General features: G+C 70.8%; 26 protein-coding genes. 11 read left to right on the top strand and 15 right to left on the bottom strand.

All coding sequences use genetic code 11. The features are described 5' to 3' along the window. Window positions 1-179: 179 nt before the first annotated feature. The 8 genes from infA to VFO26_RS01600 all read right to left on the bottom strand — a co-directional run bounded on the left by infA (window position 180) and on the right by VFO26_RS01600 (window position 6074). Complete coding sequence (gene infA / locus VFO26_RS01635) at window positions 180-401, bottom strand: translation initiation factor IF-1 (protein ID WP_325113127.1); 222 nt, start codon at window positions 399-401, stop codon at window positions 180-182. A 77-nt stretch (window positions 402-478) separates the two neighbouring features. Then, window positions 479-685, bottom strand: a complete 207-nt coding sequence (locus VFO26_RS01630) for a cold shock domain-containing protein (protein ID WP_325113126.1) — start codon at window positions 683-685, stop codon at window positions 479-481. A gap of 141 nt (window positions 686-826) precedes the next feature. Further along, window positions 827-2341, bottom strand: coding sequence for a virginiamycin B lyase family protein (locus VFO26_RS01625; RefSeq protein ID WP_325113125.1), 1515 nt, complete (start codon window positions 2339-2341; stop codon window positions 827-829). An 88-nt stretch (window positions 2342-2429) separates the two neighbouring features. Beyond that, window positions 2430-3452 carry a sigma-70 family RNA polymerase sigma factor gene (locus VFO26_RS01620; protein ID WP_325113124.1) on the bottom strand — a complete coding sequence of 341 codons (1023 nt, stop codon included), beginning with the start codon at window positions 3450-3452 and terminating at the stop codon, window positions 2430-2432. Window positions 3453-3555: 103 nt separating this feature from the next. Continuing rightward, window positions 3556-4107, bottom strand: a complete 552-nt coding sequence (locus VFO26_RS01615) for a dihydrofolate reductase family protein (RefSeq protein ID WP_325113123.1) — start codon at window positions 4105-4107, stop codon at window positions 3556-3558. 76 nt (window positions 4108-4183) lie between these two features. Then, window positions 4184-4753 (bottom strand): hypothetical protein, encoded by a 570-nt coding sequence (locus tag VFO26_RS01610; protein WP_325113122.1) that lies wholly within the window; start codon window positions 4751-4753, stop codon window positions 4184-4186. Between the two features lie 100 nt (window positions 4754-4853). Then, a complete protein-coding gene (locus tag VFO26_RS01605) occupies window positions 4854-5423 on the bottom strand; it encodes a hypothetical protein (RefSeq protein WP_325113121.1) in 570 nt (189 codons plus the stop codon). 201 nt (window positions 5424-5624) lie between these two features. Further along, window positions 5625-6074 carry a PIN domain-containing protein gene (locus VFO26_RS01600; RefSeq protein WP_325113120.1) on the bottom strand — a complete coding sequence of 150 codons (450 nt, stop codon included), beginning with the start codon at window positions 6072-6074 and terminating at the stop codon, window positions 5625-5627. Here VFO26_RS01600 and VFO26_RS01595 point away from each other — a divergent pair. Continuing rightward, the gene (locus tag VFO26_RS01595; RefSeq protein WP_325113119.1) at window positions 6033-6353 is read left to right on the top strand and encodes a helix-turn-helix domain-containing protein; all 321 of its coding nucleotides are present in this window, start codon (window positions 6033-6035) and stop codon (window positions 6351-6353) included. The two genes, VFO26_RS01600 and VFO26_RS01595, sit on opposite strands and share 42 nt — an antisense overlap. Continuing rightward, a complete protein-coding gene (locus VFO26_RS01590) occupies window positions 6346-6855 on the top strand; it encodes a hypothetical protein (RefSeq protein ID WP_325113118.1) in 510 nt (169 codons plus the stop codon). The genes VFO26_RS01595 and VFO26_RS01590 overlap by 8 nt, the downstream gene beginning before the upstream one ends. Before the next feature lie 18 nt (window positions 6856-6873). Here VFO26_RS01590 and VFO26_RS01585 read toward each other — a convergent pair whose 3' ends face one another. Beyond that, entirely contained in the window at window positions 6874-7548 is a 675-nt protein-coding gene (locus tag VFO26_RS01585; RefSeq protein WP_325113117.1) for an alpha/beta hydrolase, read from the bottom strand. A gap of 38 nt (window positions 7549-7586) precedes the next feature. Here VFO26_RS01585 and VFO26_RS01580 point away from each other — a divergent pair, with 38 nt between their 5' ends. Next, window positions 7587-7919, top strand: coding sequence for a hypothetical protein (locus tag VFO26_RS01580; protein ID WP_325113116.1), 333 nt, complete (start codon window positions 7587-7589; stop codon window positions 7917-7919). 10 nt (window positions 7920-7929) lie between these two features. Here the strand turns inward: VFO26_RS01580 and VFO26_RS01575 are convergent, their stop codons facing one another. Both VFO26_RS01575 and VFO26_RS01570 read right to left on the bottom strand, forming a co-directional pair. Continuing rightward, complete coding sequence (locus VFO26_RS01575) at window positions 7930-9660, bottom strand: MFS transporter (RefSeq protein ID WP_325113115.1); 1731 nt, start codon at window positions 9658-9660, stop codon at window positions 7930-7932. A gap of 123 nt (window positions 9661-9783) precedes the next feature. Then, window positions 9784-11217 (bottom strand): serine/threonine-protein kinase, encoded by a 1434-nt coding sequence (locus tag VFO26_RS01570; RefSeq protein WP_325113114.1) that lies wholly within the window; start codon window positions 11215-11217, stop codon window positions 9784-9786. Between the two features lie 346 nt (window positions 11218-11563). Between VFO26_RS01570 and VFO26_RS01565 the strand changes: the two genes are divergently transcribed. Continuing rightward, window positions 11564-12139: a hypothetical protein gene (locus VFO26_RS01565; RefSeq protein WP_325113113.1), complete on the top strand. Its 576-nt coding sequence runs from the start codon at window positions 11564-11566 to the stop codon at window positions 12137-12139. 359 nt (window positions 12140-12498) lie between these two features. Here VFO26_RS01565 and VFO26_RS01560 read toward each other — a convergent pair whose 3' ends face one another. Continuing rightward, window positions 12499-12762, bottom strand: coding sequence for a hypothetical protein (locus VFO26_RS01560; RefSeq protein WP_325113112.1), 264 nt, complete (start codon window positions 12760-12762; stop codon window positions 12499-12501). Between the two features lie 602 nt (window positions 12763-13364). On the opposite strand from VFO26_RS01560, the gene VFO26_RS01555 reads away from it, so the two are divergent. Then, window positions 13365-13919, top strand: coding sequence for an RNA polymerase sigma factor (locus VFO26_RS01555; RefSeq protein ID WP_325113111.1), 555 nt, complete (start codon window positions 13365-13367; stop codon window positions 13917-13919). After that, complete coding sequence (locus tag VFO26_RS01550; protein WP_325113110.1) at window positions 13919-14848, top strand: hypothetical protein; 930 nt, start codon at window positions 13919-13921, stop codon at window positions 14846-14848. Before VFO26_RS01555 ends, VFO26_RS01550 begins: the two co-directional genes overlap by 1 nt. A gap of 132 nt (window positions 14849-14980) precedes the next feature. Here VFO26_RS01550 and VFO26_RS01545 read toward each other — a convergent pair whose 3' ends face one another. Further along, window positions 14981-15220: a hypothetical protein gene (locus tag VFO26_RS01545; RefSeq protein ID WP_325113109.1), complete on the bottom strand. Its 240-nt coding sequence runs from the start codon at window positions 15218-15220 to the stop codon at window positions 14981-14983. Next, window positions 15217-15351, bottom strand: coding sequence for a hypothetical protein (locus VFO26_RS01540; protein WP_325113108.1), 135 nt, complete (start codon window positions 15349-15351; stop codon window positions 15217-15219). Before VFO26_RS01540 ends, VFO26_RS01545 begins: the two co-directional genes overlap by 4 nt. Before the next feature lie 164 nt (window positions 15352-15515). Between VFO26_RS01540 and VFO26_RS01535 the strand changes: the two genes are divergently transcribed. The 5 genes from VFO26_RS01535 (at window position 15516) to VFO26_RS01515 (ending at window position 17913) form a co-directional block, all read left to right on the top strand. After that, a complete protein-coding gene (locus tag VFO26_RS01535; protein ID WP_325113107.1) occupies window positions 15516-15920 on the top strand; it encodes a hypothetical protein in 405 nt (134 codons plus the stop codon). Beyond that, complete coding sequence (locus VFO26_RS01530) at window positions 15917-16633, top strand: hypothetical protein (protein WP_325113106.1); 717 nt, start codon at window positions 15917-15919, stop codon at window positions 16631-16633. Before VFO26_RS01535 ends, VFO26_RS01530 begins: the two co-directional genes overlap by 4 nt. A gap of 127 nt (window positions 16634-16760) precedes the next feature. Continuing rightward, window positions 16761-16973, top strand: a complete 213-nt coding sequence (locus VFO26_RS01525; RefSeq protein ID WP_325113105.1) for a hypothetical protein — start codon at window positions 16761-16763, stop codon at window positions 16971-16973. A 26-nt stretch (window positions 16974-16999) separates the two neighbouring features. Beyond that, complete coding sequence (locus VFO26_RS01520) at window positions 17000-17680, top strand: RNA polymerase sigma factor (protein ID WP_325113104.1); 681 nt, start codon at window positions 17000-17002, stop codon at window positions 17678-17680. Next, on the top strand, window positions 17677-17913 hold the full coding sequence (locus tag VFO26_RS01515; protein WP_325113103.1) for a hypothetical protein: 237 nt from the start codon (window positions 17677-17679) through the stop codon (window positions 17911-17913). The genes VFO26_RS01520 and VFO26_RS01515 overlap by 4 nt, the downstream gene beginning before the upstream one ends. A 26-nt stretch (window positions 17914-17939) precedes the next feature. Here VFO26_RS01515 and VFO26_RS01510 read toward each other — a convergent pair. Further along, a partial coding sequence (locus tag VFO26_RS01510) for a response regulator transcription factor (protein WP_325113102.1) occupies window positions 17940-18204 on the bottom strand: 265 nt, incomplete at its 5' end.

The following is an 18204-nucleotide window of genomic DNA, read 5'->3' as shown; positions in this document are numbered from 1 at the left end:
CACGGGCGGCGGCTCGGGCCGCGAGTCCTTCCGCATGCTGCGGCGCAGGAGCCTGTTGATCGCGGTGCGGAACGACTCGCCGGTCCTTGCGCGCTCGCGCTCGATCAGCGCGGCGACGTCATCGTCCAGCGTAACCGTGGTGCGCATGATGCAGCAATACTATCATCATCTGCATCAAATCAACGAAGCCGGTACACGATGCGACCCCGGTCGAGGTCGTAGGCGGAGACCTCGACGCGCACCCGGTCGCCGGGGCCCATGCGGATCCGGTAGCGCTTCATCTTCCCCGCGGTATACCCGATCATCTCGTGGCCGTTGTCGAGCGTGATCCGGAACATCCGGTTACGGAGGGACTCGGTGATCTCGCCCTCCATCTCGAGCTTCTCTTCCTTGACTGCTATGGCGCGCCTCCTTCTGTCAGAGGGACGAGTTCGGCGCCCGTGGCCGCCGAAACGGCCACGGGCTGCCGACGTTCGACTTACGCGACGACGGCGACGTTCGTCGCCTCCGGCCCCTTCGCGCCCTCGCGGGGCTCGAACGAGACCTTCGCCCCCTCGGGGAGCGACTTGAAGCCGTCACCGGTGATGCCGCTGTGATGCACGAAGAGGTCCTTGGACCCCTCGGCAGGGGTGATGAACCCGTAGCCCTTCGCATCGTCGAACCACTTAACGGTTCCTTCTGCCATTGAAAATACACCTCCCTTACTGCTCACGAACGCGTAAGGAAGGCGCACGACGCGCAGACCGGACCCGCTCTAACTCGCCCGCAAGGGTAGCAGCCGGCGGAATCCCGCAGCCCCGCTGGGCTCGCGCGCGACACGGCCCGCTCAGCCCCGCACGACCACGAGCCGGTCGGTGCCGGACTCCGCGCCCCAAACCTCCCCGGGGCGCCCGAGCAGCTGCCGCACGTCGGCGCCCGCGCGGAGCGGGACGCGGGTGAACCTCGCCGTCGCCGGGGTGAACCGCCAGAGCCCACTGCGCCCGAAGTCGGTCAGCCAGACGGCGTCCTTGTCGTCCACGTAGACGGCGTAGACCTGCGCCGGCCCGGGGACGCGCCACTCGCGCCACCTGCGGGTCGCCGGGTCGTAGCGCCCGACCTTGCCGGCGTTCCACTCGCTCACCCAGATCCGGCCGCGCGAGTCCGACCAGACGCGTCGCGCGCCCTGGCCCGCGGTCGGCGGCCGGACGACCGTGGCCTTGCCGGTTCGGACGTCGATCCGGGCGATGTGGCTCCCCGCGAGCGACGCGTACCAGACGTCGCCCTTCGGCGTCGTCGTGATCCCGTACGGGCCGGCGCCGCCCGGCGCGCGGAAGACGCGCATCGCGCCGGTCTTCGGATTCAGCCGCCCGTAGAAGCCGTTCTGCCCCGTGAACCAGAGCACGCCTCGCCTGTCGAAGGTGGCGGTGTTGAGGTTCGTGTAGCCGGTCGCGGCGGGTAGCCGGAACACCCGTACCGCGGAGGTCCCCTGGTCGACCCGGACGATCGCGTTGAGACCGCTGTCGGTCACCCACGCCGCCCCGTCGGGCCCGACGATCACACCGTGCGGCGAGGAGCCGTCACCGAGCGGCACCTCCGTCGTCCGCCCGGTCTCCGGGTCGAGCCGGCCGAGCTTGCCGGTGTGCTGCGCCGTGTACCAGACCGTGCCGTCCGGCGCGGGCGCGACGTCGTGGGGGTGCGTGCCCGGCGGCACCGGGTACTCGCGGACGCGCGGTCGAGTCGCGCCGAGCGACGCCGGGCGCCGCAGCGTCCCCCACTCGCGCGGCGTCACGCGGCCGACGACGCGGAAGCGGCTCTGCCCGAGCGGGCGGAACACGATCGCCTCTCCCTCCACGAGGGACTGGCCGGTCGTCTCCTGCACGACGATGCCGTGCGTGACGAGCACGGTCAGCGACCCGGCCGCAGGCCTGGTGCCGAGCAGCCGCTTGGCGTCGCGGATCTGCTTCCTCCAGCGCGCGTCGTGCTCGGCGACGATCGTGTTGAGGAGCGCCGGATGGACGGTCGCGCGGCCGAACGCGAGCCGCGCCGTCTCGAGCGTCCGGCAGAACGGGCTCGAGAGCACCTTCCCGATCCGCAGGCCCAGACGGCGCACGCCGCGGCCGATCGCGCGCGCGTCGGCCCGCCCCTGCGCCGAGAGGTTCCGCTGCGTGGCGCAGTCGGCGACGACGACCGGGTCCTGGTCGGGCCTGGTGAAGTCCGTCGCGGCGTGCCTGAGCACGACCACGAGTCCGCCGGAGCGCAGGCTGCGGGTCAGATCGGGGCCGGCGGCGGCCGAGGCGCCTGCGACCAGTGTCACGGCCAGCGCGGCGACGAGAGCTCCGACGAGCGTGCGCGAGGACAGCATGCTGGACCCTCCTTCGGAGACGACCCGCCCACGGTAGCCAACCGGAAGCCCGCGCCTCCGTTCGGCGAGGGCGAGCCGGCTGCGCTCGTCACGCGAGCTCGGCCGGCAATCCGAAGAACGGGTACAGCTCGGGCGATGCGAACGCCGTGATCTCCTTGACGCGCTCGCCCTCGAACGCGAGGACCTCCATCGCGGCCGGAAGGAACGGTTCGTTCCCTGGCCACCTGATGTACCACGCGATCGCCGGCTGGCCCCCCGCGCGCGTGACCACGTGCCGGAGCGACGGCTTTCCCGTCGAGACGATGAAGTCCATCACGCTCTCACGCCCGCTCCACCAGTGCGGGAACGGCGGCATCGCGAACGTCACGTCCTCGGCGAGCACCGCCAGCATCGCGTCGACGTTGCGGCTCTCCCACGCTTCGACGTAGCGCTCCACGAGGCCGCGCAGCCGCGCGTCGCCGAGCGAGCGGAGCGTCTGCTGCTGGCTCCGCTCGGGCAGCACGTTGTCCACCGTCCGGCGGGCGCGCTGCAGCGCGCTGTTGACGGATGCGGCGGTCGTGTCGAGCGACTGGGCCGCCTCCCGCGCCGAGAACCCCAGCACCTCGCGCAGGATCAGCACGGCGCGCTGCAGCGCCGGCAGGTGCTGGAGAGCGGCGACGAACGCGAGCTCGACGCTCTCCCGCTGCTCGTAACGCGCCTCGGGCGCGGCATAGCCGTCCGGGAGGCCGAGGTGCTCGTTCGGGTACGGCTCGATCCAGATCGACTCGACGAGCGGCGTTCCCGGACCGGCGTCGGGCTGCGACGGCGAGCTGTCGTCGAGCCGCAGGACGCGCTTCGGCCGACGCGCGATCGCATCCAGGCAGACGTTGGTCGCGATCCGGTAGAGCCACGGCCGCAGCGGTCTCGCGCCCTCGAAGCCGTCGAGCCCGCGCCAGGCCCGGAGCAGCGTCTCCTGGAGCGCGTCCTCGGCGTCCTGCAGCGAGCCGAGCACCCGGTAGCAGTGCGCGTGGAGCTCGCCGCGGTGCGGCTCGACGAGCGCGCGGAAGGCCTCGCCATCCCCTCCCCGGGCCGCCTCGAGCACGCGCGGGTCGGGAGCGTCAGCGACGATCAAGGAGAAGCTCCGTCGGCCCGCGCGCGAGCGCCTTCATTCGGTGGATTGTGGCGCGGCCGGCGCGACGAGGCGTTGGCGTCGTTCAGCCGCGCCAATGGCCGCGTCACGCGGCCACCGGTCGGTAGGCGAGGTCGAGGACGCCGGTCGCGAACGTGCGCGACTCGACCAGCTCGAGCGGCACCTGCCCGATGCCGTTCTCGAACAGCCGCGCGCCCTTCCCGACGACGAGCGGATGCACGAGCAGCCGCAGCTCGTCGACGAGCCCGTGCGCGAGCAGGGAGCGCACGAGCGTCGCGCTCCCCGACATGCCGATGTTCTTGCCCGGCTTCGCCTTGAGCGCTCCGACCGCCTCGGCGAGATCGCCCTCGAGCAGGGTCGAGTTCTGCCAGCCGACCTCGTCGAGCGTCGTCGAGGCGACGAACTTCGGGGTCTCGTTCATCGCCGTCGCCACCGGGAGTGCGGCGGGGTCCTGGTGCGGCCAGAACACAGCCCACTCCTCGTACGTGCGTCGCCCCATGAGGAACGTGTCACTGGCCGCGATCGCGCCGTCGATCGCGGCCCCCATCTCCTCGTCGTGGTAGGGGAAGTGCCAGTTCTGGGGCGCCTCGACGACGCCGTCGAGCGAGATGAAGAAGGACGAGACGAGCTTGCGCATGGTGTGCTCCCTTCGAGCCGGTGGAACGTTGTCACCGGCTACTACCGGGGCGCGCGCCGAAACTCATCGCGCGCGGTCAGTCTCCGGCGACGAAGAAGACCCAGGCTCCGTCCGGCCGGATCCCGGCGCGCCAACCCAGGTACCCGGTCCCCTCGACGAAGACCGTCTCGAGCGGCCCGAGCGGCGCCAGCACCTCGCGCTCGTGCGCGGTGAGCTCGTCGAGGCTCGCGACGTCGTAGGCGAACGGCCACACGAAGATCCCGCGCGACAGCGTGTACGGCATCTCCAGCACCTGCTCGAGCCGCTCGAGCGGCCGCTCGTCGGTCGTCCGCTCGAGCTCCTGCCAGTACGCGATCGGCCCGCCCGGCACCGGGCTGCCGAAGGTGTACTCGAACCCCGTCGGGGGGACGAGCGGCCGCAGCGCGTCGTAGTCGCGCTCCCTCGCCGCCTCGAGCAGCGCCTGGCGCGTCCGCGCGACCGCCTCCGGCAGGGCCGCGTCGAGCGCCTCCTCCGTCGTCGTGACGGTGACGGTCGACGTCTCGACGATCCTCTCGGGATCCTCCGTCTCGCGCGCGGCGAACCACCCGCCCACCGCCCCGAGCGCGAGCAGCGCGACGGCCCCGGTGACCAGGGCCGCGCGCCTCACAGCTCCGCTCCTCCGTGCGCCACGGCGTCACCCTACGCACCGCGGCGGCGTATGCCGTGAGGGCGCGGCGGCCGCCACACCGCGCCTCCGACACCTCCCCCTACGCGGCAACCACCGCGCAGATCGCGTGCGAGCGAACCGACCAGTTCGAGCCGGTTGCGTTGATCTCGAACCCCATCGCCCGCCACGTCGTGGCGTTGAGCGGCGTGTTCTCGTCGAGCGCGATGTCCCCGTATGCGCCGACGAGCGTCGCGCCGCCGCCGATGATCCGCTTGCCGGCGGGGCAGTGGGCGTCCACGAACTTGCTGCCGTCCGAGTCGCTCGCCGACTCGGCCGTCACGACGGTGACCTGGCTGAGCCCGGCCTCCCCCTGCGGCCCTGCGGGACCGGCGGGGCCGGCGGGGCCCTGCGGCCCGGCGGCACCCTGCGGGCCCTGTGCGCCCTGCGGGCCCTTCGGGAGCTTCTTGCCCTTGAAGTCCTCCGGCAGCAGCGTGCCGTTCTTGACGTCGACCGTGCGCAGCGACTCGTTCATCACGTCGATGCTCCCGATCGACCCGTTCAGGATCTGCGCGCCCGTGACCACGCCGGCCGCGACGGCGGTGCCGGAGAGGGCGAACAGCAGTGCGAGGGTGGCGATGACGGTCGCCGGGCTGAGGCTGCGGATCTTCATGGTTCCTCCTTCGGTTGTCGTGGACGAGATCCGTGCCTGTGCAACCCGGCAGAGCGGGATTCCTTACGCGCCCCCAGAGAGACGAAGCGCCGACGTCGCTGCGGGCAAAACACCCCGACCGCTCGCCGTCCCGTGGAGCCTGGATCGCCGCCTCGCAGCGGCGGGACGCAAGCGCCGGACGCCGGCCGCAGCTGCGCTCGTCTAGCCCGCGAGCAAGGCTGCGACCTCGTCCCCCGACAGATCCACCCACCGCAGACCGCGGACACCGTCGAAGGAGCGATCGGCCGAGACGAGGGCCTCGGCCCTTGCGGCAATCGCCGACGCGGCGAGCACGGCATCGAACGTCCCCAACGCCTCCTGCCGCTCGAAGAGCCGCAGCCACCCGCCGAGGTCTTCCTCGCCCGGCCGCAACAGCGGGCTCAGCAGCGTGACGTAGGCGCGGCCGAGAGCCGCCGCATCGGCACGGTCCCGTCGCCTTGCCCGGACGTGGACGAACTCCTGGATCGCTTCGACGGTCGTCGTGGCGTCTCTCGGCCTCGCGTCCTGAACCTCGAGAACAAACGTACTCTCATGCCGATTGGAGATATCTGATCTGATATCCTGCGTGAAATGACAGCGGGCGAGCTCCTCCGAACGACCCGCCGCCGCCACGGCCTCACCCAGAAGCAGCTCGCCATCCGCGCACGCACCTCCCAGGCTGCTGTCTCGCGCATCGAGCGCGACCTCGTCTCCCCCTCCGTCTCGACCCTCGCCGAGCTCCTGCGGCTGATGAACGAGGAGCTCGTCCTCGACGCACGCGAGGTCGACTGGGGTCACGACGTGACGCTGACTCGAGGGGGCCTCGACCTGACGGTTGCGCAGCGCCTGGACAGGCTCGTCGCGTACGCGACCCTCGCAGGCGATCTGCAGGCCGCTGGGCGCGGTGCCTGAGTTCGCGCCCCGCAAGCTGCTCGAAACGCTCGTGCTCCACGGCGTCGACTTCGTGCTGATCGGCGGCATGGCAGGGGTCGCCCGAGGCTCGGCCTACGTCACGCTCGACGTCGACGTCGCCTACGATCGAGCTCGGGCGAACCTCGAGCGTCTCGCCGGCGCCCTGCAAGCACTCGACGCGAAGCTCCGCGGGGCACCTCCGGACCTGCCCTTCGTTCCCGACGCAAAGACCCTCGAGAACGGCGCGAACTTCACGTTCGACACGAGGTACGGATCGCTCGACATCCTCGCCGACCCGGCCGGAGCACCGGCCTACGCCGCGCTGCGCGACGAGGCCGGCGACGTACTGGTCGTCGAGGGATTCCCGATCCGCGTCGCCTCGCTCGACCACCTGATCGCGATGAAGGAGGCAGCCGGACGCCCCAAGGATTTGTTGATGGCGAGCGAGTACCGCGTCATCTCCGACGAGCTCCGCCGGCCGCGGGACGAGACCACCGGCTGAGCCGCGTGCGGCGGCGCCTCAGATCCGCTGCGGCCCGGCGCCGGCCTCGCGTGCCAGCGCCTCGAGCCGGTCGACGAGCTCGACCGGTCGGCTGAGCGCGACGAGGTGGCCGCCCGGAACCTCGTCGAGCCCGATCCCGAGCCGCTCCCGCACGACTCGGCGCTGGAACTCGAGAGGGAAGCATCGGTCGTCGCGGCCTTGCACGAAGCGGGTCCGCACCTCGGGCCAGGTCTCGAGCGGCCACGGCTCCTGGAACGGGGTCCACGACTGCGGCGGCTCCTCGCTCAGGGCGACGGCACGCACGTCCTCGGGGACGTCGTGGAAGAACGCCTCGACCATGTCGACCTCGCCCACCTCGTCCTTCCAGCCGGTCGCCGTCCACCACTCCTCACCGGTCTCGCCCGGGCGGGGGACCATCGCGTTGACCAGGATCAGCAGCTCGATCGGCACGCGCTGGCAGACGAGCGGCGCGGTGAAACCGCCCATCGACTGGGCGACCAGCACCACGCGGCGCCTGCCGCCGATTGCGTCGACGACGACATCGGTGTACTCGGCGAGCCCGGCGCTGCCGTCGCCCGCCGGCAGGTCGACGGCGATCGCGTTCCTGCCCCGCCCCTCGAGCTCGCCGACGACGCGATGCCAGTACCACGCCGCCCCGCCGGCGCCCGGGACCAGCACGAAGGTTGCGTCCATGCCCGTACGACCGGCCTCACGAGGCAGACTCATCGGTCATGGGTGAGAGCCGACGCGTCTACTCCACCGCCGAGGGCGATCTGCGGACGCCCGCCGATCGAAAGCCCGGCCGGCGCACCGCGCCGCCCACGCCGGGCGACGGCATCGTCCGCGTCTCGCGCGAGACGAGCGGCCGCCGGGGCAAGACGGTCACGGTCGTCCGCGGCCTCCCGCCGCGGGACGTGTCCGAGGTGGCGAGCGACCTCAAGCGACGCTGCGGATCGGGCGGCGCCGCGAAGGACGACGTCGTCGAGATCCAGGGCGACCACCGTGCCAAGGTCGCCGCCTGCCTCGAGGCGCAGGGCTATCGCGTGAAGCTCGCCGGCGGCTGACGGGCACCCATCACGCCAGTGCGGCGCGAATATCGAGCTCCGACCCCTCGTAGCGGACCTCGAGGCGGTCGAGGACCCGGCGTAGGAGGCTGACGGCCGCGGCGTTGTCGCTCGCGACGAGGGCGGTGATCTCGGTGATCCCGGCGGCCCGAGCGTCGGCGAGCAGCTCCGCGGTGAGCGCCGAGCCGATGCCGAGCCGCTGGTGCTCGTCGGCCACCTCGAAGGCGATCTCCGCGCTGGAGCCGTCCCGGACGAGGCGGGCGATCGCGACCGGCCGGTCGTCGCCCTCGAGGTACGCGACGAGCACGTGACGGGTCGCGTCGACGGCGGCGAGGTGCTCGAGCTCGCCCGGCGAGAGCCGCGGCTTGGGGCCGTTGAAGCGCGTCCTGCGCGAGCGCTCGCCGAGCCGCTCGAACACCGCCATCACGGTCTCGACGTCGCCGTTGGCCAGCGGCCGGACGAGGATCACGCGCCCGTGCTTCACCCGGACGGCGCGCGTGGGCATCGAGGCGCCCTTCACCGCGGGCCGAGCCGGCGCCGGCTCCTCCCGTCGCTGCGCCATGCGATGGAACGCGTAGGGCGCCGTCGAGGCGAGGAACAGCCCACCGAACGCGACTCCCAGGAGGGCGAAGCCGCCGAGGGCGAGTGCCCCTCCGCCGGCCAGCGCGCCGATCAGGTACCCGAGCTGCGTGGTGACCGCCCGGACGGTGCCGACCTCGCGGCCGAGGTCGCCCGCGACCGTGAACCCGTAGACCGTGCCCGCCACCGTTCGCGTCGCGACCATGGCGCCGCTGATCGCGAACAGGACGAGCGTGAGCGCGACGGCAGGCGTGAGCGACCACATCAGCGCGACGACCACGGCGGCGCCGATGCTCGAGGCGAGCATCGTCCGGCGGGAGCGCTCCGCCGGGGTTCCGCCCGCCCGCTGGTTCCCGACGAGGTACGCGACCGCGACGGCCGCGAGCGCGACGCCGGTCGCGGTCGTCGACATGCCGTACTCCTCCGTCAGCAGCGCCCCGCTGAAGACGAGCGTCCCGGCCCAGGCCGAGTTCGCGAGCAGCTCTCCGAGCGCCCAGCGCCGGGCGTCGGCGCGGCGCAGGAGGCCCCGCAGCGACGTCGCCGCTGCGCTGATCGGCACGTCACGCGGCCTGCCGGAGACGGCGAGCATGGCCAGGAGCGCGGCGGGCAGCGGGAAGGCGAGGAACGCGAGCCGCCAGTGGACCTCAGCCACGACGCCGATCACGGGCATGCCGAGGATCCAGGCAGTGGGCGGCCCGGCGAAGGCGCGCGCGACGACCTTCGTGCGGCCGCCCGGCTCGGTCCACGACGCGGTCGCCGCGACGCCTGCGGTGAGCACGGTCGAGATCCCCACCCACATCGGCACCTGCGCGAGCGCCAGCAGTGCGAACGAGGGAGCGGCTGCGCTCGCGAGCGAGCCGACCGCGAGGAGCGCGCTCCCGGCGCCGAGCAGCGCGCGCGGCGAGAACCGCGTGAGCAACCGGCCGGCGGCCAGCGCGGCCACGACCGCGAGCGGCGCGGCGAGGATCCGCAGCTGCCCCGCCTCGGCCACCGAGACCCCGAAGTCGTCCGCGACGTCGCTCAGGATCGGCGACAGGACGAGCACGCCCGCCTGGCTCGCAACGAACGCGAGGAAGAGAACGAGCGACGGCGACGAGACGGCCGCGCGAAGCCCACCGGGAGAGGCCCGAGGGGTCGCGAGAGCTGAGGGTGCCGCAGACATGCCGGCAGAGCTTCGCTGCGAGCGTCCGCTCATACGCTACGGCCAGCCGGACTCTCTGGTACGGGGAACCGAACGCTTGTGGGGCGCGGCGCCGTTCCAACGAGCGTGTCGTGAGCCAGACGGTCAGTCGCCGCAGTCCTTCTCGACCTTCTTCCTGAGCTGGTCGATCTCCTTGCGCTTCCCCTGCACCTGCTCCGAGCGGTCGACGAGCTCGGCGACGCCGTCGCAGCGTCCGAGCGCGAACCGCGCCGTGGCGAGGTTGTACGACGCGTAGGCCTCCGCGATCGTCGCCGAGCCGGCCAGAGCTGCGACCGCCGACTCGAGCACCGGCAAGGCGCCCTCGACGTCGCCCGCCTGCAGCAGGCGGAAGCCCTCGTCGTTGAGGGCGCTCCCGTCCGCGGCGGATGCGGGAGGCGGTGGCGGGGCGCTGGCCTCTGCCGTCACGGTGCGCTCGACCGTCTCGCCGTCCACGGTCTCGGTGAGGACGACGGTGCTCGCCTCGGTGACGGTGCGCTCGACCGTCTCGCCCTGCAATGTCTCCGTGAGCACGACGGTCGCGCTGTCGGCTCCGTCCCCGATCCCCGTGAGCGCCCACGCCAATGCGGCTCCCGCTCCGAGCAGGCCGACCGCGCCGACGAGCACGGCCGTGCGCCGCGGCCGCGAGACGTGCCGGGTGACCGTCGCCCCGGCGGGGCGCGGAGCGGCGACGACCGTCGTGGCGGCCGACCGCGTGACGGCGAGTGCGCGGCGCAGGTCGGCGACGAGCTCCGCGCAGCTGGCGTGCCGGTTCTCAGGGCGCTTCGTGAGCCCGCGCGCGAAGACGGCGTCGAGCGCGGCCGGCACGCTCGGGTCGACCTCGCTCGGCGACGGCGCCGCCTCGGTCGCGTGCGCATTCGCCTCGGCCGCCGGGTTGTCGCGCACGAAGGGCCGCCGCCCGGTCAGGAGCTCGAACGCTACGCAGGCCAGTGCGTACCGGTCGCTGGCCGGTGTGGCCGGATCGCCGCGCGCCTGCTCCGGCGCCATGTAGCCGGACGACCCGAGCACGGTTCCCGCGAGTGTCAGGGTGTCGTTCCCGGCGGCGCGGGCGATGCCGAAGTCGGAGACGCGGATCGTGTCGTCGTCGGCGATGAGCAGGTTGGCGGGCTTCACGTCGCGATGGACGATGCCGCGGGCATGCGCGCGGTCGAGAGCCGCCGCCGCCTGCTCGAGCCAGCGCAGCGCCTGCTCGGAGTCGACGCGGCGGGTGCGCAGCCGGTCGGCGACCGTCCCGCCGGGGACGTACTCCATCACGATGAAGGGCAGGTCGTCCCGCGTCTCCCCCACGTCGTGGATCACGATCACGTTTGCCTCGCCCGAGAGGCTTGCCGCGGTCTGCGCCTCGCGCAGGAACCGCGCATGGAACTCGTCGTCCCTGGCGTAGCGCTCGGAGAGCACCTTCACGGCGACCGTTCGCCCGAGCGTCTCGTCGGTCGCCCGGTAGACCTCCCCCATGCCCCCGTACGCGATCAGCTCCGGCGTCGCGTACCGGGACGGAAGCGCAGGCCGCGTCGCCGGCATTGGCCCATTGTTCCCGGTCCCGGCGCCCTCGAATCCCGTTCTGCAAGGTGGCTTACCGGACGGTCAGGTCTCGTCGTCGCTGCCCTCGTCCCACCAGGCTCGCCGGTCAGCTCGTCCGGATGGAGGCTCCCGTCCTCCAGCTCCTCCGCCTCTCGCTCTGGCTCGTCCGGCTCGCGCGGCGGGGTCGTGTCGAACGTGCCGATATGCATCTCCCTTCGGGTGCCCCTCGCGCTACCGCCCAAACGTGCTCCTGCCGGGCCGCCGCGACGCTTGTGAATCTGTCCTCGAACGACTACGTTTGGCGCCCAGAGACGCTAGGGGGCGTCGATAGCGGAAGGGGGACGGAATGCGGCGACTACTCGTGGCGGCAGCTTCTGTTGCCGTGCTCGTGAGTGTTGGAGCGAGCGGGGCTCTTGCTGGTGGCGGCCAGCTCTTCCGGGAGCCGATAGACGAGCAAGAATTGAGAGTCGAGACCGACTTCTGCGAGGTCGAGGGGCTGACCGTGCAGGTTGCGACCCATCTCGTCGGGAGAGTTCATGCCGTTCCGCACGGCCCAGATGGCCTCGCCTACTTCGGCTTCAACTTGAAGGTGACCGACGTGGTCACGAACCTCGCGAACGGCAACTCGGTGACATCGATTGCCACCATCAGGGACATGGATCTGCGGGTGACGGACAACGGCGACGGCACGCTCACTATCCTCGTTCTCTCGACCGGCAACGCGGTGCTGTATGGAGAGGACGGCAAGGTGATCGCGAGGAACCCCGGCCAAGTCCGATTCGAGATCCTGATCGATCACGCCGGCACGCCGACAGATCCCAGCGATGACACGGAGCTTGCGTTCCTCCGCGTCGTGAAGGAATCGACTGGGCGAACCGACGACTTCTGTGTGGGGGCAGTGCCGATACTTCTCGGCAGCTGAGGACTTGCAGCACGCGGCGGGCGGGCTACTCGAGTCCGCCCGCCCGGACGCCCGATCTCCCGGCTGGGTAGTCGGCCGCGGCTCCATGCCGCAGAGCTCGACCGCCACGCCGACTACCTGCAACGCACGCTCGACCGCGGCGCCCGCATCGTCGGTCTGGACGAGGCAGACCGGCACGCGATCCTGCGCCTTCTCGAGGACTGCCCCGACCGTTCCTCGAGCTCCGTGCCACGCCGGTCCAGGAAGCGGCCTGGCGTCAGCGGGAAGGGCTCTGTCTCGGTAGCCTCGTCGCTTTGGCGAGACGGCGGGCAGTCCCCCGGAGTGCTTCGCTGCGTCGAGGGCTGGCCAGCCTGGCGTAATCAGTCGAAGTAGATGTCGTCGAAGGGCACGACGGGCAGTCGGGTGACACCGCGGTCGTCGATGCGGAGGGCAAACCGCTGGCTGATCGGCTTGGGCGAGCCGGCCTCGCAATATTCGGATTCGTGGTCGTAGACGTCGACGATTACCCATGCGCCGTCGGGGCTGGGCACGATCGAGGAGACCTCGGTCAGCCCGCATCTGGCGCGCGGGCATCCGAACGTCTTGATTTGGTCGTCCGGTGCTGCTCGCGAGTTGTTGGGCAATCACCGAATGGCCGCGGCCGTAAACGATCGTGGTTTCCGTGAGGGGTGCGAAACTGATGCCGTCGTAGCCGTTCAACGGCGACGTTCGAGTGCGGAAGGACGTTGGCTTCCGCGTCTGTCCGGTCAGTGGATTGGCCGACCAGAGTTGGCAGGTCTCGAGGCAGCCGGCTGCCCGGACGACGGTCCGCCGTCTGGCATGACGCGGACGCCCCCGATCGCACCGACGGTGGGCCGAGTGGCCGGGAGGCAACCCCGGGTTTGAGCAGCAGGAGTCGGTCGGGGCCTGTGTGACCGTAGTAGCAGTCCCCGTCATGTGCGCTCGAGGTCGCGACGAGCGTTCCGTCGTCGAGGAACCCCGACGGATAGACGCCGAGTCTCGCATTCCGCGGCAGACGCCACAGAACGCTGGGTGGGCGCCCTCCGTCAGTGGCGATCGAGAGGAGTGCCTCGGTCGAGCAGCCGTTGAACGCCGCGACAATCAGTTCGGAGCCGTCAAGGGAGAAGAGCGTGCTTCCGAGCGATTCGCGTGCGCGCGAGGGGCCATGCTGGCCCTCGCGAGGAGATAGCCGTCACAAGACGTTGGGAACTGTCATATAGGAGGAGTGGAGAGTTGGGAGCGCTGCTCGGACGCTGAGCTTCTGCTTGGAGCGCGCAGTCGTCCCGAGGCGTTCGGTGCTTTCTACGAGCGGCACTTTGCGTCGGTGCTTGCCTTCTTCCGTCGGCGCGTGTCCGGTCCGGAGGAAGCGTTCGATCTTGCGGCGGAGACGTTCGCCGCGGCCCTCGCGTCGGTGCCTCGCTTTCAACCCGGCCCCGAGCCGCCCCAAGCCTGGTTGTACGCAATTGCACGCCACAAGTTCAGCGAGGCACTGCGCAGCAGCCGGATTCAGGACGAGGCGCGGCGCGCGCTTGCGATGCAGCCGATCGAGCTCGATGACGAAGCAATCGAGATCCTCGAGTCGACGGCCATCGCTCCGGTGGTCGAGCTCCTCGAGACCCTGACCACCGAGCAGCGCGCGGCGATCACGGCCCACCACGTCGAGGAGCGCGGCTATGGCGAGATCGCAAGCCAGCTCCGCTGCTCCGAGAGCGTCATCCGCAAGCGCGTGAGCCGTGGCCTGGCAGCGATGCGAGCGCAGCTTCGAGACCTGGAGGCCTGATGAGTAGCCCAATCGACGACCTCAAGCACGAGCTTCTCGCTGCAGCCGAGCGCCAGCAGGCGCACGCGGCCCCAAGCGAGGACGCTCAGCGATGGGCGTCCGCACGCGCCATCGATCGTGAGCACGAGCAGAGAGGCCGCGCACTGCGTCGGATCAGGAAGCGCCCCGGGTACATGGTGCTTGCCACTGCTGCGCTAGCCGCGGCCGCGGCCGCCGCGCTGTTCGTCAGCACCCCGTGGAACAGCTCGCCCGGCGTGCTCGAGAGAGCGCAGGCTGCACTCACGCCACCCGCCGGGACGATCCTGCACCAGAGGTGGGAGATGACCTGGATCTCGACGAATCCCGCGTGCACCGTGACACGCGGCCCGAGCGAGATCTGGATCGACCAGGAGCCGCCGCACAGATACCGAGCCCTTCTCAACGACCTCCCACCGGAACCACCACTCGATCCGCGCGCGCTCGTCTGCTCGAAATCAACGAAGTCCGAGCTCGGCGGCACGCTCGACCCCCACTGCTCCGCGACCGGCTGCGAGCCGTCGCTCAGATTTACGCCACCGAACAAGTTCATTCACCAGCAGCTTCTGTTCCGGCCCTACAGCGAGGACTCTGCGACGAGGGTTCGCGAGTGGCTTGGCGCCGGACTGGCGCACGATGAAGGGAAGACGCAGCTGGACGGGCGCACCGTCGAGCGCATCCGCCTCGACCCACCACGAGCCTGTCCCCCTCCCGGCTGTCCGCGTGAGCCGATCTATCTGTACGTCGATCCCGAGACCTTCTATCCGGTCGAGATCCACGGCTACGGGAGCATCGCCGGCCCGTGGTACCAGATCGTCATCCGCTACCTGACGTACGAGTACCTGCCCCGCACCGCCGCGAACCTCGCGCTCACCGACATCCGCGCACAGCACCCGAACGCCGTCGGGCCATGACCGCCGCACAGGACGGAGACGGTTCAGCAGGATGGGGTCCGGTCTCGGCCGCGCGGCATCCGACGCCGTGAGCGAAGGGCATGTCCTGTCCGCATCAACCTTTCCACCCCCCGGCATCGGGCCAGACGCGTGTCAGATCGCGCAACTGCGTCGCGTGCGCGCGAGAGGAAGTACCCCTGCGGTCCTCAGACGGACGTAGCTTGTTCGGCTCTCTGCGCGACCCTGACGCGCGTGAAAGGCGCAGACCATCCCGCGGTACTTGTGCGCCAGGAACAGAATGATCGCGGCAGAGGTGGGCGTGCTCGCCTGGAGCAGGATGAACACGGGGTCCTGGCGGTACAGCGCGGTTGCGCCGATGAGCACGCTGCTCACGAGCCACATCGCCAGGCGCGGCAGCTGATCCCGGCGGTGCAGTGCTCGCGGCCGAGATGAACCACTTGCGGCACGCAGGCGAGCATGGAGCTCGCGATCCCCGCAATCCAGAGCATCTCGAAAACGCTCATTCCCATCCTCACCGCTTAGCGGCCGCCTTGCAGGGCTCGGCGGCGACGTAAGAACCGTCGCCGGCGAGACACAGAGTCCTCCGACACCGAACGACAGGAGGAGGTCAGATGCCGTGGGGAAGCTTCAGCAACGATCTGCCGGCCGAGCTCTTCCTGGTCGTCCAGTGAGACTCGCCGACCCCAGGAGCGACCTCGTCGTCCTCGCCTGCGCGATCAGCGCCGGCATCCACGGGGCGCTCGCGCCCAGCCACCTCGACGAAGGCACCGCGCCCGGCCTCGGCTTCGCGGCCGCGACCGTGGCGCTCACGGGGACCGTGCTGTGGCTCACCTGGCGGCCCTCGAGCACGTTGGCGGTCGCAGTCGCAGCCGTCACGCTCTCGAGCCTGCTGGCGAGCTACGCGCTCGCGATCACGACCGGCGTGCCGCTCCTCCACCCCCACGCCGAGCCGGTCGGCGGTCTCGCGCTCGCCACCAAGGCGATCGAGGCCCTCGGCCTGCTCGCCGCGTCGAGCCTGCTCCTGCGGCGCGTCGCGATTACCCACACCCGACCGAAGGGAGCACTGACATGACCTCCACCCGGGCCTCGCGGCCCATCCCCCTCGCGCTGACGGCGCTCGTCGCCCTCGTCAGCGCGCTCGCCGCCATCGCGATCGCCGGCGGCCCTGCCGCCCACGCTCACGGCGACGGGTCACACGACTCGACCGCGGCCGCCACCGCGACGACCTCGCAGACGACGCTCACCGACAAGGAGGTCGCGCTTCGCGAGGGCATGCGTCAGCTCTGGGAGGACCACATCGTCTGGACGCGGCTGGCGATCATCAGCCTCACGACGGGCTCCCCCGACACCGAGGCCACTGTCGGCCGGCTGCTGAAGAACCAGACCGACATCGGCAACGCCGTCAAGCCCTTCTACGGCAAGGCGGCGGGCAACAAGCTGACCGCCGAGCTGCGCCGGCACATCCTGATCGCGGCCGATCTGATCGCCGCGGCCAAGGCCGGCGACCAGGCGAAGCTCGCCGAGGAGCAGGCCCGCTGGGCGAAGAACGGCGACGACATCGCCGCCGTCCTCGCGAGCGTCAACCCGCGCTTCTTCAAGCTGGCTGTGCTGAAGGCGGAGATGCAGATGCATCTGAAGCTCACAACCGAGGAAGCAGTGGCCCGCTTGCAGGGCAACTGGGCCGCGGACGTCGCCGCCTACGACAAGATCCACCGCCACATCCTGCACATGTCCGACTACCTCTCCGATGGCCTCGCCAAGCAGTTCCCGAAGCGCTTCCGCTAGCCGCCGAGCCCACCCCGACCGTCCCGGAGCGGCCCGTCCACTCCGGGACGGCTCGTTGTCCGAGGCCGGCGTCCCGGCCGCGCGGGGGTAAGGACCCCGAGCGAGACGACACCAACCAGACATGCGAATGCACACGACACGCGAGGGGACACAGCAGGAGCTCGTTTGCTGGCGGCGCCAACAGCTCGTCGACTCGGGCTTTCAGTTCCCGCTTGCCGCGCGGCTCGCGAACGACTCACGGTATGACCTGCACGCGCTGATCGACCTCGTCGAGCGCGGCTGCGGACCCGACCTGGCAGCGCGGATCCTCTCTCCTCTCGACGACGAGGCCGCCGCGTGAGCGCCGCCGCCGTTACCGTCCCAAAGGTGCAGCGGCCGAAGACCGACCTCTCGGTGGCCGTCGAGCCTCAGCCCCGTTCGTTGCTCGACGAGGAGTCGCGCGCATGGCTGCGCGACCTCCGCTCCGACGGAGGCACGAGAGAGGAGGCGATCGCCCGCCTGCACGCATTGCTCCTGCGCGCCTCCCGCTTCGAATGCGCCCGCCGCCGGGCGACACTGCCCCACCTGCGCGGGAACGACCTCGACGACCTCGCGAACCAGGCCGCCGACGATGCGCTGGTCAGCGTGCTCGCGCGCCTCGAGGACTTTCGCGGCGACAGTCGCTTCACGACCTGGGTGTACAAGTTCGCGTTGCTCGAGGCCGCAGCGAAGCTGCGGAAGCGCTCATGGCAGGCACGCGAGGCGCCGCTCGAGCCGGAGACATGGGGCCTGTTCACGAGCCCGGGAATTCAGCCCGACGACGAGGTCAAGCAGAGCGAGCTGCTGACAACGATCCAGCAGGCGATTGCGCACCTCTTGACGCCGCACCAGCGCAGTGTCCTCGTCGCCCTGGCACTGAACGGCGTTCCGATCGACGTGCTCGCCGAGCGCCTGAGCACGAATCGGGGCGCCCTCTACAAGACACTCCACGACGCCCGCCGGAAGTTGCGCAAGCATCTGATGGAGCAGGGCCTTTCCGTAGACGCACTACTCCGGGAGGAGACGTGATCGAACGTCCGGAACTCGAGCAAGCGCTTGGCCGCCTCCTCGGCCCGGCCGAGCCGGAGGTCGGCTGCGACATCTGCTTCGACGAGCTCGACCGCTACGTCGAGCTGGAGCTCGCGGGCAAGGACGCCGACGCTGCGATTCCTGGCCTGCGCGCGCACCTCCACGGCTGTCCCGCCTGCCGCGAGGAGCACGAGAGCCTTTTCGCGCTCGTCAGCGGCGAGCAGGCGCTGTAGCCGGAGAGGTCGAGTGCCGCCGACTACTAGGGCTGGATCAGTCCGCGCCTGATCGCGTAGCGCGTCAGCTCGACGCGGTCGCGCATACCGAGCTTGTCGAGGATGTTCTGCCGGTGTCGGTCGACGGTCTTGACGCTGATGAAGAGCGCATCGGCGATCTGCTTCGACGTGTTCGCCTCGGCGATCAGCTTCAGCACCTCGAGCTCCCGCGGCGTCAGCACGTCGAACTGCTCCTCGCCACGGCCGCCGCGCTCGACGTAGTCGCGCACCAGCGTCGCCACCGCCGACGGA

It is taken from the genome of Gaiella sp., from assembly GCF_035710885.1.
Taxonomy (GTDB): Bacteria; Actinomycetota; Thermoleophilia; order Gaiellales; family Gaiellaceae; genus Gaiella.
The sequence above is the reverse complement of the archived record's forward strand: the minus strand, read 5'-3'. Positions and strand labels throughout refer to the sequence as shown.